The sequence below is a fragment of the Ruegeria discodermiae genome (assembly GCF_030758345.1).
Lineage (GTDB): Bacteria > Pseudomonadota > Alphaproteobacteria > Rhodobacterales > Rhodobacteraceae > Ruegeria_C.
In genome coordinates, this window is record NZ_JAVAMO010000004.1 from 180,117 (window position 1) to 194,545 (window position 14,429).

The 14,429-nt window shown below is 61.7% G+C and carries 17 protein-coding genes and 1 other RNA gene; 8 read left to right on the forward strand and 10 right to left on the reverse strand.

The features are described from left to right. Positions 1-46: 46 nt before the first annotated feature. Complete coding sequence (rpmG, locus tag Q5Y75_RS12020; protein WP_039682682.1) at positions 47-214, reverse strand: 50S ribosomal protein L33; 168 nt, start codon at positions 212-214, stop codon at positions 47-49. Between the two features lie 234 nt (positions 215-448). Here rpmG and Q5Y75_RS12025 point away from each other — a divergent pair, with 234 nt between their 5' ends. Further along, positions 449-1,129, forward strand: coding sequence for a hypothetical protein (locus Q5Y75_RS12025; RefSeq protein ID WP_306197614.1), 681 nt, complete (start codon positions 449-451; stop codon positions 1,127-1,129). A gap of 69 nt (positions 1,130-1,198) precedes the next feature. Here the strand turns inward: Q5Y75_RS12025 and Q5Y75_RS12030 are convergent, their stop codons facing one another. The 7 genes from Q5Y75_RS12030 to Q5Y75_RS28490 form a co-directional block, all read right to left on the reverse strand. Continuing rightward, positions 1,199-1,906, reverse strand: coding sequence for a DUF533 domain-containing protein (locus Q5Y75_RS12030; RefSeq protein ID WP_306197616.1), 708 nt, complete (start codon positions 1,904-1,906; stop codon positions 1,199-1,201). A 236-nt stretch (positions 1,907-2,142) separates the two neighbouring features. Further along, positions 2,143-2,561, reverse strand: an RNA gene (gene rnpB / locus Q5Y75_RS12035) — RNase P RNA component class A. 118 nt (positions 2,562-2,679) lie between these two features. Continuing rightward, a complete protein-coding gene (locus tag Q5Y75_RS12040; RefSeq protein WP_306197618.1) occupies positions 2,680-3,345 on the reverse strand; it encodes an N-acetylmuramoyl-L-alanine amidase in 666 nt (221 codons plus the stop codon). 3 nt (positions 3,346-3,348) lie between these two features. After that, positions 3,349-4,125 (reverse strand): hypothetical protein, encoded by a 777-nt coding sequence (locus tag Q5Y75_RS12045; protein WP_306197620.1) that lies wholly within the window; start codon positions 4,123-4,125, stop codon positions 3,349-3,351. A 35-nt stretch (positions 4,126-4,160) separates the two neighbouring features. Then, positions 4,161-5,648 carry an Asp-tRNA(Asn)/Glu-tRNA(Gln) amidotransferase subunit GatA gene (gatA, locus tag Q5Y75_RS12050; RefSeq protein ID WP_306197622.1) on the reverse strand — a complete coding sequence of 496 codons (1,488 nt, stop codon included), beginning with the start codon at positions 5,646-5,648 and terminating at the stop codon, positions 4,161-4,163. Then, entirely contained in the window at positions 5,648-5,935 is a 288-nt protein-coding gene (gene gatC, locus Q5Y75_RS12055) for an Asp-tRNA(Asn)/Glu-tRNA(Gln) amidotransferase subunit GatC (protein ID WP_306197623.1), read from the reverse strand. The genes gatA and gatC overlap by 1 nt, the downstream gene beginning before the upstream one ends. Before the next feature lie 175 nt (positions 5,936-6,110). Next, positions 6,111-6,593: an acyl-CoA thioesterase gene (locus Q5Y75_RS28490; protein ID WP_371933259.1), complete on the reverse strand. Its 483-nt coding sequence runs from the start codon at positions 6,591-6,593 to the stop codon at positions 6,111-6,113. On the opposite strand from Q5Y75_RS28490, the gene Q5Y75_RS12060 reads away from it, so the two are divergent. Then, positions 6,474-6,875, forward strand: coding sequence for a tautomerase family protein (locus Q5Y75_RS12060; protein WP_306197625.1), 402 nt, complete (start codon positions 6,474-6,476; stop codon positions 6,873-6,875). The two genes, Q5Y75_RS28490 and Q5Y75_RS12060, sit on opposite strands and share 120 nt — an antisense overlap. Before the next feature lie 330 nt (positions 6,876-7,205). Here Q5Y75_RS12060 and Q5Y75_RS12065 read toward each other — a convergent pair whose 3' ends face one another. Then, entirely contained in the window at positions 7,206-7,883 is a 678-nt protein-coding gene (locus tag Q5Y75_RS12065; RefSeq protein WP_306197626.1) for a ceramidase domain-containing protein, read from the reverse strand. Between the two features lie 57 nt (positions 7,884-7,940). On the opposite strand from Q5Y75_RS12065, the gene Q5Y75_RS12070 reads away from it, so the two are divergent. Beyond that, positions 7,941-8,633, forward strand: a complete 693-nt coding sequence (locus Q5Y75_RS12070; protein ID WP_306197628.1) for a metal-dependent hydrolase — start codon at positions 7,941-7,943, stop codon at positions 8,631-8,633. Then, positions 8,633-9,805 carry a M24 family metallopeptidase gene (locus tag Q5Y75_RS12075; RefSeq protein WP_306197630.1) on the forward strand — a complete coding sequence of 391 codons (1,173 nt, stop codon included), beginning with the start codon at positions 8,633-8,635 and terminating at the stop codon, positions 9,803-9,805. The genes Q5Y75_RS12070 and Q5Y75_RS12075 overlap by 1 nt, the downstream gene beginning before the upstream one ends. On the opposite strand, the gene Q5Y75_RS12080 is transcribed toward Q5Y75_RS12075, so the two are convergent. Then, entirely contained in the window at positions 9,802-10,251 is a 450-nt protein-coding gene (locus Q5Y75_RS12080; protein ID WP_306197633.1) for a nucleoside deaminase, read from the reverse strand. The two genes, Q5Y75_RS12075 and Q5Y75_RS12080, sit on opposite strands and share 4 nt — an antisense overlap. 61 nt (positions 10,252-10,312) lie before the next feature. Here Q5Y75_RS12080 and Q5Y75_RS12085 point away from each other — a divergent pair, with 61 nt between their 5' ends. From Q5Y75_RS12085 to Q5Y75_RS12100, 4 genes are all read left to right on the forward strand, one after another. Then, on the forward strand, positions 10,313-11,134 hold the full coding sequence (locus tag Q5Y75_RS12085; RefSeq protein ID WP_306197635.1) for a pseudouridine synthase: 822 nt from the start codon (positions 10,313-10,315) through the stop codon (positions 11,132-11,134). Positions 11,135-11,310: 176 nt separating this feature from the next. Continuing rightward, positions 11,311-12,219, forward strand: a complete 909-nt coding sequence (locus Q5Y75_RS12090) for a 5-bromo-4-chloroindolyl phosphate hydrolysis family protein (RefSeq protein ID WP_306197638.1) — start codon at positions 11,311-11,313, stop codon at positions 12,217-12,219. A 30-nt stretch (positions 12,220-12,249) separates the two neighbouring features. Further along, positions 12,250-13,440 carry a toxic anion resistance protein gene (locus Q5Y75_RS12095; protein ID WP_306197641.1) on the forward strand — a complete coding sequence of 397 codons (1,191 nt, stop codon included), beginning with the start codon at positions 12,250-12,252 and terminating at the stop codon, positions 13,438-13,440. A gap of 6 nt (positions 13,441-13,446) precedes the next feature. After that, positions 13,447-14,421: a DUF2927 domain-containing protein gene (locus Q5Y75_RS12100; protein WP_306197643.1), complete on the forward strand. Its 975-nt coding sequence runs from the start codon at positions 13,447-13,449 to the stop codon at positions 14,419-14,421. Positions 14,422-14,429 lie beyond the last annotated feature (8 nt).

Consider the following 14,429-nt stretch of genomic DNA (forward strand, 5'->3'; position numbering starts at 1 on the left):
GCAGTAACGTGACCCTTTCCGGTGTCTTTTCCAGTGAAGGAAAGGCTTACTTGATCTTGCCTTCCTTGTACTCGACATGCTTGCGGGCCACCGGGTCATATTTGCGCACAACCATCTTTTCGGTCATGGTGCGTGCGTTTTTCTTGGTCACGTAGAAGTGGCCCGTACCTGCGGTCGAGTTCAGACGGATCTTGATAGTCGTCGGTTTCGCCATGGTCTTTACTCCTGCGCCCGAAAGACGCGCAGGCGCTTCCGGTTGAATTCCTATGAGCGTGCGCTTTTACCCGCAGTGCCTCCCGAGTCAACCAGATTCTGCATCTGCGGCGGTATATCTGCATGCGGTCCACGACGGTGACGGCGCGGCACGATCTTTTTCGCATAGCTGCCTTACTTACGCCATCGTGACGGGGTGACTCTCGGGGTGATCTTTTTTTCGAGGAGTCGCCTGATGCGCCATATCCTGATTGCCTCAGCGCTTGTGCTGACCGCCTGTGCAGCCCCGGATGCCGGTGTCAGCAACAGAACCCTTCCGCGCGCCATGCAACCCGGCGGCCCGGCTTCGATTATTGGTCAGGACCCGCCAGCATTGATCACACCCGTCGCTGCGCCTGCATCTCTTGCAGCAAGCGGGACAACGCGGCGCCTTTCGGCGAATGAAACTGTGACGGTGACGCGAACCGGTCCGAACACCGTGGTCGAGACCTATCGCTATGGCAGCGGGCCGCAAACGACATCCCCAGCGGCGACCACAGCGGCACTTCAGACACCCGACGGGACGTCTCGCGTGCCTGTCTACCAGCTCGCCCCGTTGCCTTCCACGCCATATCTGAACCGTAAAATGGACCGCGTGATCAAGGCTGCTCGAAAAACAAGCGGTGTCCCGGTCTCGACTGGGGAGTATAGCGGAACCTTGAGACGGCTGGATTTCGGGACCACGAGCTATGCGGTATATGACCCGGTCACGCTGGGCCTCAAAGGTACCTTCAACCCGCGCAAAGCTGTCGTGGATCTTGCCCAACTGGCCCGCGTGCAAACCGGCTGCACGGGCGCGGAACGTGGGGACGCGGCCTTGGGCAATAGCGGCGCTTTCAACAAAGCCCTGGTGGTTCCCATTTCCTGTACAAGATGACGCCACTTCTGGGCCGCAACTTGCCGTGCGGCCCAAGGACCATGCATGAACAGGAGAACGGAGAGGGGCTTATCCGTCCAGGGGCACACCCATCTGGGCATGGATCTGACGTCGTGCGGCGTCGCTCAATCCAAGTGATTGGGCGAGCATGTTCAGGTATTGCGCCTCGGCGCCGGTATCGATGCGCATAACGGCGAGTGAGGTCGCGTATACTTGGGTGGCAGCGGCCCCCTGTGCCGCCTGCGCAAGCCCCACGATGTCGAGCGGCGCGGCAAGCTGTTCTTGGACAAAGGCGCGCTCCTCATCGCTGATATCGTCGCCCAGCGCGTCCAGGATGACCTGCCGCTCGGCATCGTCGATCTCACCATCCGCCTTGGCCGCCTGGATCATCGCCCGCAGCATGAGTTTCGCCTGCTCCTCCATCGCGGTCTCGGCGGGCGTGCCCCGAAACATCGCACTCATCATGTCAGCCGATTGCTTGCCCCCCGAGAGTGCCGCGCCCTGCATCGAGGACATCAGCCCGCCAAGCCCGGCCATCGCCGCGCCCTGAGCGCCCGCGCCGGTAAACTGGTTCAGCATGTTCTGGATCTGCTCGGTCGCGCCGCCAAGGCCGAACTTCTCAGCCATCGCACTGATCTGGTCGCTTCCCATCTGACCCTGCGCGCCCGAGAACATGTTTTGCAATCCGGCCATGCCCCCCATCTGCTGGTATTTTTCCATGCCTTTGGCAGCAGCAAAACCAACAGCAACCGAGGCCAGCGTTTTCATGAAGCTCATTGTAAATCCTCCTCCAGAACAGACCACCAGTGTAGCGACAGGGCTTCATCATGACCATGACGCTCTGTTGTGACAGAACGTGGAAGGCTCAGGGGGTGTCGCGGTCCCGACAAGACACGCCTGTTTTAGGCGTCTGCAACGCGGTCATTGCCGATGTATCACGTAAGATATTTGCACCCGGAAAACCCGCTTCAAGGCAAAACCTTTACCCGCATGTTCGACCAGCACATACGTGAGCGCGCGGAGGGCCTGTAAGCCGGATCCTGTTCCGGGGTTGCCCCCTTCGATGACCATTCATCTAGGGTGCCCGTTGCCGGGCACCTCCAGCTGCCAACCCGACCCCTCTCGGCTGAAGCGAGCCTAGCGGCGGTTTCGGCTTGCGCCGACCTGCCCGCGTGGGGGTCCTATTTGGCATTGCTCCCGGTGGGGCTTGCCGTGCCGCCGCTGTTGCCAGCAGCGCGGTGGGCTCTTACCCCACCGTTTCACCCTTACCCCGGCGTGTTGCCGGAGGCGAACCTTCGACGAACCGGGGCGGTTTCATTTCTGTGGCGCTTTCCGTCGGGTTGCCCCGCCCGGGCGTTACCCGGCACCGTTGCTTCAGGGAGTCCGGACTTTCCTCGTGAGGGTGACCCCACGCGGCCATCCGGCCCTCCGCGCAGGGGCGGACCTATGCCGCAGGGCGTCTGGCGTCAAGCGTCGAACGCGCCGGCGCGCTGACACCCTTGGCCTGAGGCCAATTCACCCCGGGATACTTTAGCCAGACAAAGAGCGGATCAGGTCCAGAGAGCGGTATGCCCCAAGGGCGTAAAATCGGCAGGCACAAGCGGTCCGGACCCCCAGGGGCGGTATCTGAGGCGGACGGCAGCCAGAAGGGTGTCATCGTCAACATTGCTGGTGAAGCCGATGTCGCGCGCCAAGGTCCGAAAGTGATCCATCGGCGCATCCTGTGGCCCATCGCTATGGCCACGCTGGGCCGCCAGCTGCTGGCGCTCCAGCCGTTGCCAGTCGAAGCGCGGGCCGGGATCGATCTTGCGGCCCGGTGCCATATCGGAATGGCCGATGACGTTCTCGGGCGAGATATCCCAGCGGGACAATATGACGGGCAACAGCACCTCAAGCGCGGCCATCTGAGCTTCGGCAAAGGGGGTTGCGCCGGTATTGTCCAACTCGATCCCGATGGAGCGGGAGTTGATATCAGTCAGCCCCCGCCATTCCCCTGCCCCGGCATGCCAGGCGCGGTCCTCTTCGCGCACCATCTGCCATGTGGTGCCATCCGCGCCGATTAGGTAATGGGCGGAGACCTCGGCCTCGGGCAGGCAAAGCCGTTTGAGCGCCGCTTCCGCGCTGGTCATAGCGGTGTAGTGGATCACCACAAAGGCGGGCCTCAGCCCGTCCCGGCGCAGACCGAAATTGGGGGACGGATGCCAGAGCGGCGCCACGCCTCAGTTGCTGACGGCGTTGCGGTAGGGGCTCGGGTCCCAATCGCAGGCATAGCCATCGCCATCTGGGTCGAGCCCTTTACGGTCACGCTGCGGACCGCCGCCTTCGAGGAATGCGATCTGCGCGAGGTCGGGCGAGGCGAACCCTGCGCAGTTGCGCTGCGCCTTGGCCTGCAGGTTGAACCCTGCCCGCGAATAGACCTTGGTACCTTTCGGGTGCGACGTGCTGAGCGCATATTGCACGATATTTGGCTGCGCCGACCCGCTGCGCTCGGGCACGGCAGTCGGGGCCACCAACTGGTAATTGGCGCGGTTCTGCGCGATCCGCTGCGCATCACTCTCGATGGTCTGGCGGCTCGAGACGGCGCTGAAGTCGTTCTCGTCCGAAATGCCCGCATTGTCGACCAGTTGCGGTGCCGGGTTCGACGGGCTGGCCTGAACAGGCGCGACGCCGGAATTGCCCTGCGATTGTTGCAGCGCATAGGCGGTTTCGCGGGCGATATCCTCGGCGCTGCCGGTGGCGGGCGAGGAGGTGCCCGTTCCGGACACGCCCGGCGTCGGATTTGTGGTGGCCGAGAGCGGAGCGCCGGTCGCGCCAAGTGTTTCCGATGATACCGCAGAGGGCGGCGCAAACGGGTCGCCGGTCACGGTCTGACCGGCCAGCGCCGCCTCGCGCTGCGCCTGATAGGTGGGGGTGTTGAACCCTGCCCCGGAATCGGGAACAGTTGACTGACAGGCCGCCAAAATCCCAAAAACGGGAACCAGATAGAGTACACGCATGACCATCGTCCTGCTGATTTTGTTTCGGCGGGTATCTACCACCATTTCCCGGCTTTGGCCACAAAACCGGCGGCAGACTCCAGCGCATAGGCCGTATTCAGCAGATCACCCTCTTCCCAGGGGCGTCCAATCAGTTGCAAACCCAATGGAAGCCCTTGTTTATCGAGCCCGGCAGGCACCGAGATACCCGGTAGACCGGCAAGGTTCACGGTCACGGTGAAGACGTCGTTCAAGTACATTTGAACGGGATCAGCATCGGTCATCTCGCCAAGACCAAAGGCCGCCGAAGGGGTGGCGGGCGTCAGGATCGCGTCGATGCCTTGGGCAAAGACATCCTCGAAATCCTTCTTGATCAGGGTGCGAACCCGGCGTGCGCGGTTGTAATAGGCATCATAAAAGCCCGCCGACAGCACATAAGTGCCGATCATCACCCGGCGCTGCACCTCGTGACCAAAGCCTTCGGCGCGGGTTTTCTCGTACATCTCGGTGATGCCGTCGCCCTGCGATAACTGCGCTCGGTGGCCATAGCGCACGCCATCATATCGTGCGAGGTTCGACGAGGCCTCAGCCGGTGCGATCACGTAATAGGCAGGCAGCGCGTATTTGGTGTGCGGCAGCGAGATATCGACGATCTCGGCACCCGCAGCTTTCAGCATCTCGGTCCCATCGGCCCACAGCTGTTCGATCTCGGCGGGCATACCCTCCATGCGGTATTCTTTCGGGATACCGATCTTCTTGCCCTTGATGTCACCGGTCAGCATCACCTCGAAATCCGGCACCGCCAGATCGGCGGAGGTGGAATCCTTGGGGTCATGGCCACACATCGCTTCCAGCATGATGGCCGCATCACGCACCGACTTGGTCATCGGTCCGGCCTGATCCAGCGAGGAGGCAAAGGCGATGATGCCCCAGCGCGAGCAACGGCCATAGGTGGGCTTGATGCCGGTGATGCCAGTGAAAGCGGCAGGCTGGCGGATCGAGCCGCCAGTGTCAGTCCCGGTCGCGGCCAAACACAGATCAGCGGCCACGGCACTGGCCGAGCCGCCCGAGGAGCCACCCGGCGTCAGCGGCGCATCGTCATTGCCGCGCCGCCATGGGTTGACCACGTTGCCATAGGTCGAGGTCTCGTTCGAAGAGCCCATCGCGAATTCATCCATGTTGAGCTTGCCCAGCATGACGGCGCCCGCATCGGCCAGTTTCTGGCTGACGGTGGATTCGTATTCGGGTTTGAAGCCCTCAAGGATCGCACTTGCGGCCTGGCTTTCCACACCCTTGGTGCAGAACAGGTCTTTGATGCCGACGGGCAGGCCACACATGGACGGCGCATCGCCTGCCTTGATCCGGGCATCGGCCGCCTGCGCGCGCTCCATCGCGATCTCGGGTGTCTTGTGCACAAAAGCGTTCAGCGCACCGGCATTTTCGATGGCGTTCAGGCAGGCTTCGGTCAGTCCGACAGAGGTGGTTTCGCCCTTGCGCAGCAGGTCGCGGGCCTCAGCTAGGCCCAGAGTGTTCAGTTCAGTCATTATTCTACCACCTTCGGAACCGCGAAAAAGCCCTCGCGCGCATCGGGGGCATTGGCCAGCACCTTGTCCTGCTGGTTGCCGTCGGTCACCACATCCTCGCGCCGTTTCAGGCGCATCGGCGTCACCGAGACCATCGGCTCGACACCGTCGACGTCGACCTCGTTCAGTTGCTCAATGAAGCCGAGGATCGTATTGAATTCTGAGGCCAGCGCCGGCAGCGCGTCATCCTCGACCTTGATCCTGGCCAGCTTGGCCACTTTGGCGGCGGTGCTTTGGTCAATCGACATCGGTTTCCCTCATATGCGTCAGGGGGCGTTTACCGCCGCACGCGCCGGGTCGCAAGGGCTGGAGAGTGCGTTTCACTCCGTAAACGGGGCACCGCCGAGACCGCGCACGCCGTGCGCCCACCGGGTCGCGAGCGCCCGACGGGTTAAACTGCGGTCGGGCAGACAGAGCCGCCGTTCAGGCCGGGCTCTCCAACCACTCGGTTGCACATTCGCGAACGTCATCGGGTATCTCTGTGGCTTGACGGGTTTCAAGGCTCAGCAGCACGCATTTGAATTCGGTCTCAAACGCCAATTTATCGCCATCCGTTCTGAAAAGCCGATGCCTGAAGGTCATTGATTTGGAACCGATCGCGACAACTGACGTCTCCAACCTTATGGAGTCGCCCGCCGTGAGTTCAGCGCGGAAATCGCTCTGGGCATGGACAACGGCGAAGGAAACCCGGCGGCCCCGTCTCATGTCATCTGCGGTCAGCCCCATTTCGGATTGGATTGCAAACACGCCGTCGGAACAAGCGGCAAAGTATCTCGAAACGTTCATATGACCAAGAAAATCGCTATCCGTTGGATCGACCACAGAACGAAACGAAACCAATGCCGGCATGTGAATGCTCCTCTCAAAATGCAGGGAACTTTTACAAAACTGAGCTTCCTGTGTCATCTTACCAGACGTTGGTCGCGTGCCCACTGGCACTTTGGCAAATCAAGGGAAACGGAGAATGCGATGCCCTCAATAGAAATTCAGGTGCTCGAAGGCGTGTTTTCGGCGGAAGAAAAAGGCAGAATAATACAAAAGGTCACGGATGCTTTTGGCGAAGTCGCTGGTCAAACGATAAAGGCTGGAACGTCTGTCCGGTTGCTGGAAGTCAGCAGCGGCTCTTGGGGGTATGCGGGAAACGTTCTGACAACGCAGGACGCTTTGGAGATGCGCGCACGGGGTTGACCATTCGTTTTGGTGTCCAGTGTGTGAGCGGCGGCCTTGGGCTGATTGTGTCTAAAAGCTCAAAACTGGAAAGCCCGAATTTTCCGCGTATTGCGATCAATCGAAAAAGAGTCCCCCCAACATCGATGATGGCCACAAAGACACCCTCTGGCGGTCGGAAATCACCGCTGGACAGGACATTCCATTAGATTCCCTTCCCGCCCCCAAACGCATTGGAAATCCGGAATTGACCCGAGATATCGGCATCGCCTGAGCAATAGACACAATCCGGGCTCGCACGAGAACCGGCCCATCGCGGTCGCAGAACTCAACCGCCTCGATCCGGTCGCCTTACATCCGGGTCGCAACGGGCGTGCTGTTCGCGTGTCGGCGCATGTGACGGCGGTAAACATCGATCATCCAACCCAGCATGATTGCGTTCAGAATGTGCCAAAGTAAATGCGTGCCCATTGGCAACGCTTCACAAAGCGGGACGTCCAATGAACGCAAGGTGATCGATACGATCAGGATCGCCGCGCCGAGGGCCATACCCCGCGCGGTATCCGGCATGCGCGCCCTGAGAAAAAACGCGAAGATCAGTATCAGCAGCGGCACCGGCGCATAAGCTGCGGAGCCTCCAAGCCCCGGCACCAGTTGAAAAAGCGGCACGGTCAATGCCGCATAAGGCAGGAACAGCGCGGTCAGGCCCAGAGCGGGCCACAGGCTCAGCCCCAGAAAATCGCGATTGACCCCGTAGAAATAGACCAGAATGAACAATAGGATCGGCACCACATCCGCCATAGCCGCCCAGACTTGCGCATGGGTGTGGAACAGATAGCTGCCCACTCCGATCGCCGCCAGAAGCGCCACCAGCACCATCGCCAGTGGCAGGCCCTGCCCCCGCACCCTACGCCACATGATAAACGCCGCGATCAAAAAACAGACATTGGTCACGGCATTGATCGGCTCGGCCCAGTAGCTTGGGTCAAGCCGTTCACAATATCCATCTATTTCGCGCATCCACTCCATGGATTTTTACTTAGCGGATGCTAGGCTGCCGCCAACAGGAAAAAAGGGAGTGACCTCATGGACATCATCTGGCTCGGCCATGGCAGCTTTCGGATCGAAACTGGCGACAAGGTTTTGCTGCTTGATCCGTGGCTGACCGGAAACCCGGCGCTGCCCGAAGACAAGCATGACGACGCCATCGCCGGGACCACTCATATCCTGCTGACCCATGCCCATTTCGACCACGTGATCGACATCTTGCCGCTGGCCAAAAAGCTGGGCGTCCCTATTTTGGGCCAATACGACCTGATGGGATATTGGGGCGAGGCAGAAGGCATCGAAACGGTGGGCTTCAACAAAGGTGGCACGATCGATTTGGGCGGCATTAGCCTGAGTATGGTGCCCGCCTCGCACAGCTCGACCTTTTCCACCCCCGAGGGGCTGCGTACCGGCGGTAGCGAGGTGGGGTTCATGCTGCGTGCTGAGGGCAAGACCGTCTATATCTCTGGCGATACCGACATCATGGCCGATATGGACTGGATGGGAGACTATTACAAACCCGATATCGGCGTGCTGAGCGCGGGCGGCTATTTCACCATGGACATGAAGGGCGCAGCCTATGCGGCCAAGCGCTATTTCAACTTCCAAACGGTGATCCCCTGCCATTACAAGACCTTCCCGATCCTTGAGCAATCGGCGCAAGACCTGATCGACGGGCTGCCCGGGGTCGACGTGATCGAGCCGGAGATCATGCAGCCCATTTCGCTCTGATGCCGGCGTCGGATTTCTCGCAGGCTGAGTACGATCAACGCATTGGCAAGACCCGTGCGGCCATGTCCGCACAAGGTATCGACACGCTGCTGGTCACCGATCCCTCGAACATGGCCTGGCTGACCGGCTATGACGGATGGAGCTTTTACGTGCCGCAGATGGTCATTCTGCCCGCATCCGGTTCACCACTCTGGTGGGGGCGCACGCAGGACAAGCCCGGTGCCGCGCAGACCACATGGCTGGACCCGGCGGATCTGCATGACTGGCCAGAAGAGCATGTCCAACATCCCGACCACCATCCTGTTGAGGCGCTTGTGGCATTGCTGCGTGATCGGGGCTGGACGCACAATCTCGGTGTGGAGATGGACAATTATTATTACTCCGCAGCCAGCCATCGGGTCTTGCAGCAGGCCTTCGGCGACGCGGCGCTCACGGATGCGACCGCACTGGTGAACTGGCAACGCGCCGTCAAAAGCCCGGCCGAACTGGCTATGATGCGCAAGGCCGGGCAGCTTTCGACGCATATGCACAGGGTTTTGCGTGAAGGGTTTCGCGAAGGCGTTCCCAAGCATGAATTGGTGGCTCAGGTACAGGCGGCGGGGGTCGCAGGGTTGCCTGGCTTGCCTGGCGACTACCCCGCTATCGTGCCGATCGCGCCTTCGGGCAAAGAGGCGTCGGCCTCTCACATCACATGGAACGATCGCCCGCTGACCCGGAGTGAGGCGACATATTTCGAAATCTCCGGGTGCTTTCATCGCTATCACTGCCCGGCAAGCCGCTCGCTGTTTCTGGGCACGCCTCCGGACGATATCCGCCGTGGCGAAGCGGCGATCCTGACCGCGATAGAAGACACGCTCGCCGCCGCCCGCCCCGGCGTGACCTGCGAAGAGATCGCCGCCTGTGTCTATGCGAGCTTCGAGCGCGCGGGCTATGTCAAAGCCAACCGCACCGGCTATCCCATCGGGCTCAGCTATCCGCCCGATTGGGGCGAGCGCACGATGAGTCTGCGTCCCGGTGACACAACCCCCCTGCAGGAGAACATGACATTTCACCTGATGCCCGGCCTCTGGACGCCGGATTGGGGGCTGGCAATCACCGAGAGCTTTGTGGTGACAGCTGAGGGTGGTCGCCCGCTCGCTGATATTCCGCGCGATCTGGTGGTGCGGCCCTAGCGGCGGCCGCCGAAGAAACGGGTCAGCAGAGCGGCCGCCTCGGCCTCGTTAATGCCGTCATATACCTCTGGCTTATGATGTGCCTGAGGGTGGCTGAACACGCGCGCGCCATGGGCAACGCCACCCGATTTCGGATCGGCGGCGCCATAATAGATGCGCCCGATCCGGGCTGAGGCCAAGGCGGCGGCGCACATCGCGCAGGGCTCCAGCGTGACATAAAGGTCATGGCCCGGCAGCCGTTCCGACCCGGCAGAGGCACAGGCCGCGCGCAGGGCCAGGATTTCGGCATGCGCGGTGGGGTCGTTCAACTCCCGCGTCCGGTTTCCGGCAGCGGCAACCACCGTGCCGTCGGGCGCAACGATCACCGCACCCACCGGCACCTCGCCGCGGTCGGCGGCGGCGCGCGCTTGATCCAGCGCCTGTGCCATATGGGATCGGAACACCATGCCCCTGACTGCCGCACATCTTCGGGTTTCGCAAGCGGGGCAAATGGTCTAAAGCCCGGCCATGAGCACCACACCCCCTCCCGGCGACCGGATCGCCAAGGTTCTGGCCCGCGCCGGGATCGCCTCGCGCCGCGAGGCCGAACGCATGATCGGCGCAGGACGCGTCACGGTGAACGGCAAGGTAATCGACAGCCCGGCCCTGAACGTCACCGCCAGTGACAAGATCACCGTTGACGGCAAACAGGTGGGCGAGCCTGAACCTGCACGGCTCTGGCTCTACAACAAACCCACCGGGCTAGTGACCACGACCAGCGACGAGAAGGGCCGCAAGACCATCTATGACGACCTGCCCGAGGAGTTGCCCCGGGTGATGAGCGTCGGGCGGCTTGACCTCAACTCCGAAGGGCTGTTGCTGCTGACCAATGATGGCGGCGTCAAACGCAAGCTGGAACTGCCTTCGACCGGGTGGCTGCGCAAATACCGTGTGCGGATCAATGGCCGCCCCAAGGACGAGGATTTCGCACCGCTGCGCCAGGGTCTGGTGATCGACGGCGAGCGGTTCCAGAAAATGATCGTGACGCTGGACCGCCAACAAGGCGCAAATGCCTGGGTGAGCGTCGGCCTGCGCGAAGGCAAGAACCGCGAAATCCGCCGTGCGATGGAAGATATCGGCTTTGCCGTAAACCGTCTGATCCGGGTGTCTTATGGGCCCTTCCAGTTGGGAAACCTCAAACAGGGCGAGGTTGAAGAGGTGCGCCGCCGGGTGCTACGCGACCAGCTTGGGCTGGATGCCGAAAGCAAACATTCCGACAAGCCAACAGGCAAACGCCCCACCAGGCCGCAACGTCAACGTAAAGGCGGGCCTAAAAACCCCCGCTCGTGAGGGCTTTAGCGCAACCTTCCCCCTAGCAAGGTGCGCCTGCATCGCCTAGATTCGCGTCAACGAAGCCGCAATCGGGGGAGTCATGTCTCAATCTGGCATCCAGAAGGCCGCCTTTATAGGGCTTTTGATCCTGATGCTGGGTGTCGCCACCGGCTGGATCGGCGGGCTCTGACGCTATGGCACAGAAATTCGGCGGGAAATATAGCCCGCAATCACAGGACGACGACGCCCAAACGGCACCCTCGCGCGGCCAGTTCGACGGGGCGCGAGTTGATCCGGCGGGATTCCGCACAAATATCCTGTTCCTGCCGCCGCTACTGATCGCCTTCTTTTCGCTGAATGATGGGGCTGTGGGGCTGACCATGGGGCTGGTGGCTGCTGCCCTGCTGGTGCTGGCGGCCTGGCTTCTGCGCGAAGGGCTGCGCGCCGAAAGCGCCTATCGCGCCCGCAAGGTGGCCCGGCGCCCAGCCTTTCCGCGCAAGATTTTCGCCTCTGCCCTGACCGGGCTGGGTATCGGGCTGACCGCCTATAAGAACGAGATGATGGATGCGGGCACGGCCAGCCTGCTGGCCCCGCTGCTCTATGGTTTCGCAACGGCCGCGCTGCATGGCACCGCATTTGGCCTTGACCCGATGAAGGATAAGGGAATGGAAGGCATAGACACCTTTCAGCAGGACCGTGTCGCCCGTGCGGTGGATGAGGCGGAAACGCTGCTTGCTGACATGAGCGATGCCATCAAACGCGCCGGTGATCGCAAGATCGAAGCGCGGGTCGAACGGTTTCAGACCACCGCGCGCGAGCTGTTCCGCACGGTTGAGGAAGACCCCCGCGACCTGACCGCCGCGCGCAAATACCTGACTGTCTATCTGCGCGGCGCCCGCGACGCCTCTGTCAAGTTTGCCGACATCCATGCCCGCACCCGCGACGCGCAGGCGATGGCCGACTATACCGCGCTGCTGGACGATCTTGAGCAGAACTTCGCCGCACGCACCCGCAAGATGCTGCTGGATGATCGCAGCGACCTGACTGTCGAAATAGACGTGCTGCGCGAGAGATTGCAGCGCGAAGGTGTGCGGCTGGACTGACCGGCACGCGTTTGAATAAGGGAGTTTTTCATGTCCGATACCGTTCGAAAGAAGGCCGAAGAAGCGACCGCGATCGTCGATGAGGTGACCGCCATCACATTGCCGGAACCGCAAAACGCGGTCGTGCCTCTGGAAGAGGCCGACGAACCGGTCAAGGCCGAGATTCGGCAACGCATGGACGAGATCAACATGGATGACACGAACTCGATCGTGTCCTTCGGGTCCGGCGCGCAGGCGGAGTTGCAGGAAATCAGCCAGGCCATGCTCGCGGATGTGCGCAACAAGGATGTGGGCCCGGCGGGGGATTCCCTGCGCAACATCGTAACCACGATCCGCGGCTTTTCGGTGAGCGAATTGGACGTGCGGCGCGAGGCAAGCTGGTGGGAAAAGTTGCTGGGCCGCGCCGCGCCCTTCGCCAAGTTCACCGCGCGTTTCGAAGAAGTGCAGGGCCAGATCGACAAGATCACCGATGACCTGCTGGGCCATGAACATACGCTGCTGAAAGACATCAAATCGCTCGACCTGCTTTATGACAAGACGCTGGGCTTTTATGACGAACTGGCGCTTTACATCGCGGCAGGCGAGGAAAAGCTGACCGAACTCGACAGCACCGAAATCCCCGAAAAAGAAGCCGCGGTCGAGGCCGCGCCCGAGGAAGAACAGGTGATGAAAGCGCAGGAGTTGCGCGACCTGCGCGCCGCGCGTGATGATCTGGAACGCCGGGTGCATGACCTGAAACTGACGCGGCAGGTGACCATGCAATCCCTGCCCTCGATCCGGCTGGTGCAGGAGAATGACAAGTCGCTGGTGACCAAGATCAACTCGACCCTGGTCAACACCGTCCCGCTTTGGGAGACCCAACTGGCGCAGGCGGTCACCATCCAGCGCAGCGCCGAGGCGGCAGCGGCCGTGCGCGACGCCAATGACCTGACCAATGAGTTGCTCACCGCCAATGCCGCCAATCTACGCGAGAGCAACAAGATGATCCGGCAGGAGATGGAGCGCGGCGTCTTCGACATCGAAGCGGTCAAGCAGGCCAATGCCGATCTGATCGGCACCATCAACGAAAGCCTGCAGATCGCTGACGAAGGCAAGGCCAAACGCGCCGCCGCCGAAGAGGAGCTCAAGAAGATGGAGACTGAGCTGCGCGACACGCTGGCCTCGGCCAAAGCGCGCAAGGATGGTCTGGGCGACACAGCCTCCACAGCGGTCCCCGGCTGACTTTATATGGGGCACGCTCGGGCAGATACGCGGATCGGGGTGGCCCGGATCGGGGCCGCCGCCCTGCTCCTGGCGCTGCTCGGGGCATGTGAGCAGGGCCTTCAGACCTCGCTGACGCCACCCGCCCGCCCGGACGGGCTGGTCCCGACAGAGCCCGTTGTTTTTGCACCCTCGGCCAAAAGCCAGGATTTGGCGCGCTATTATGAGAAGGTGCAGAACGATCTGCTGACCCGAGGGCTGCTGCGCACTGATGGCGGCGGCCCCGACACGCCCTATGATTCCGAAGATCTTGTGCGCAATTTCGAGGTGATCGCGTTTTTTGACGAATATTCCCCGGCCGCCGTGCCGCTGTCCAGCCGTCGCGCCAGCGGGAGGCTGAGCCGCTGGTCGGGACCGGTGCGGATCAGCACCGAGTTCGGCGCCTCGGTGCCGCTGGAGCGACGCGAGCAGGACGCGCGCAATGTCTCCAACTTCGCCGATCGGCTCGCGCGGCTGACCAAGCACCCGATCACCGCCAGCAACCGCAACCCCAATTTCCATGTTTTCGTGGCTGGCGAAGACGACACAGAATTTGTTCAGCAGCGTCTGAAACAGATCATCCCCTCGATCAGTGCAAACGAACTGGCGCTGTTCGATAACCTGCCGCGCTCGTTTTATTGCCTTGTCGTCGCGGTGTCAGCCAATGGCGCGCCGCAGAACTACACGCGAGCGGTAGCGTTGATACGGGCAGAGCATCCCGATCTAGTCCGGCTTAGCTGCATTCACGAAGAGATTTCGCAAGGGCTTGGCCTGCCCAATGACAGCCCCGCCGCGCGGCCCTCGATCTTCAACGATGACGACGAATTCGCATTGCTGACCAGCCACGACGAGAAATTGCTGACAATGCTGTATGACCCGCGCCTGCGACAGGGCATGACCGCCGATCAGGCGCGGCCCGTGTCCGAGGTTATTGCGCGGGAACTGATGGGACCTTCATCATAGGCCCGAAG

Bases quoted from the DNA above. Each gene is read 5' to 3' on its own strand.
- rpmG (WP_039682682.1), bottom strand. From the start codon at position 214: ATGGCGAAACCGACGACTATCAAGATCCGTCTGAACTCGACCGCAGGT.
- Q5Y75_RS12025 (WP_306197614.1), top strand. From the start codon at position 449: ATGCGCCATATCCTGATTGCCTCAGCGCTTGTGCTGACCGCCTGTGCA.
- Q5Y75_RS12030 (WP_306197616.1), bottom strand. From the start codon at position 1,906: ATGAGCTTCATGAAAACGCTGGCCTCGGTTGCTGTTGGTTTTGCTGCT.
- Q5Y75_RS12045 (WP_306197620.1), bottom strand. From the start codon at position 4,125: ATGCGTGTACTCTATCTGGTTCCCGTTTTTGGGATTTTGGCGGCCTGT.
- gatA (WP_306197622.1), bottom strand. From the start codon at position 5,648: ATGACTGAACTGAACACTCTGGGCCTAGCTGAGGCCCGCGACCTGCTG.
- gatC (WP_306197623.1), bottom strand. From the start codon at position 5,935: ATGTCGATTGACCAAAGCACCGCCGCCAAAGTGGCCAAGCTGGCCAGG.
- Q5Y75_RS12060 (WP_306197625.1), top strand. From the start codon at position 6,474: ATGACCAAGAAAATCGCTATCCGTTGGATCGACCACAGAACGAAACGA.
- Q5Y75_RS28490 (WP_371933259.1), bottom strand. From the start codon at position 6,593: ATGACACAGGAAGCTCAGTTTTGTAAAAGTTCCCTGCATTTTGAGAGG.
- Q5Y75_RS12065 (WP_306197626.1), bottom strand. From the start codon at position 7,883: ATGGAGTGGATGCGCGAAATAGATGGATATTGTGAACGGCTTGACCCA.
- Q5Y75_RS12070 (WP_306197628.1), top strand. From the start codon at position 7,941: ATGGACATCATCTGGCTCGGCCATGGCAGCTTTCGGATCGAAACTGGC.
- Q5Y75_RS12075 (WP_306197630.1), top strand. From the start codon at position 8,633: ATGCCGGCGTCGGATTTCTCGCAGGCTGAGTACGATCAACGCATTGGC.
- Q5Y75_RS12080 (WP_306197633.1), bottom strand. From the start codon at position 10,251: ATGGTGTTCCGATCCCATATGGCACAGGCGCTGGATCAAGCGCGCGCC.
- Q5Y75_RS12085 (WP_306197635.1), top strand. From the start codon at position 10,313: ATGAGCACCACACCCCCTCCCGGCGACCGGATCGCCAAGGTTCTGGCC.
- Q5Y75_RS12090 (WP_306197638.1), top strand. From the start codon at position 11,311: ATGGCACAGAAATTCGGCGGGAAATATAGCCCGCAATCACAGGACGAC.
- Q5Y75_RS12095 (WP_306197641.1), top strand. From the start codon at position 12,250: ATGTCCGATACCGTTCGAAAGAAGGCCGAAGAAGCGACCGCGATCGTC.
- Q5Y75_RS12100 (WP_306197643.1), top strand. From the start codon at position 13,447: ATGGGGCACGCTCGGGCAGATACGCGGATCGGGGTGGCCCGGATCGGG.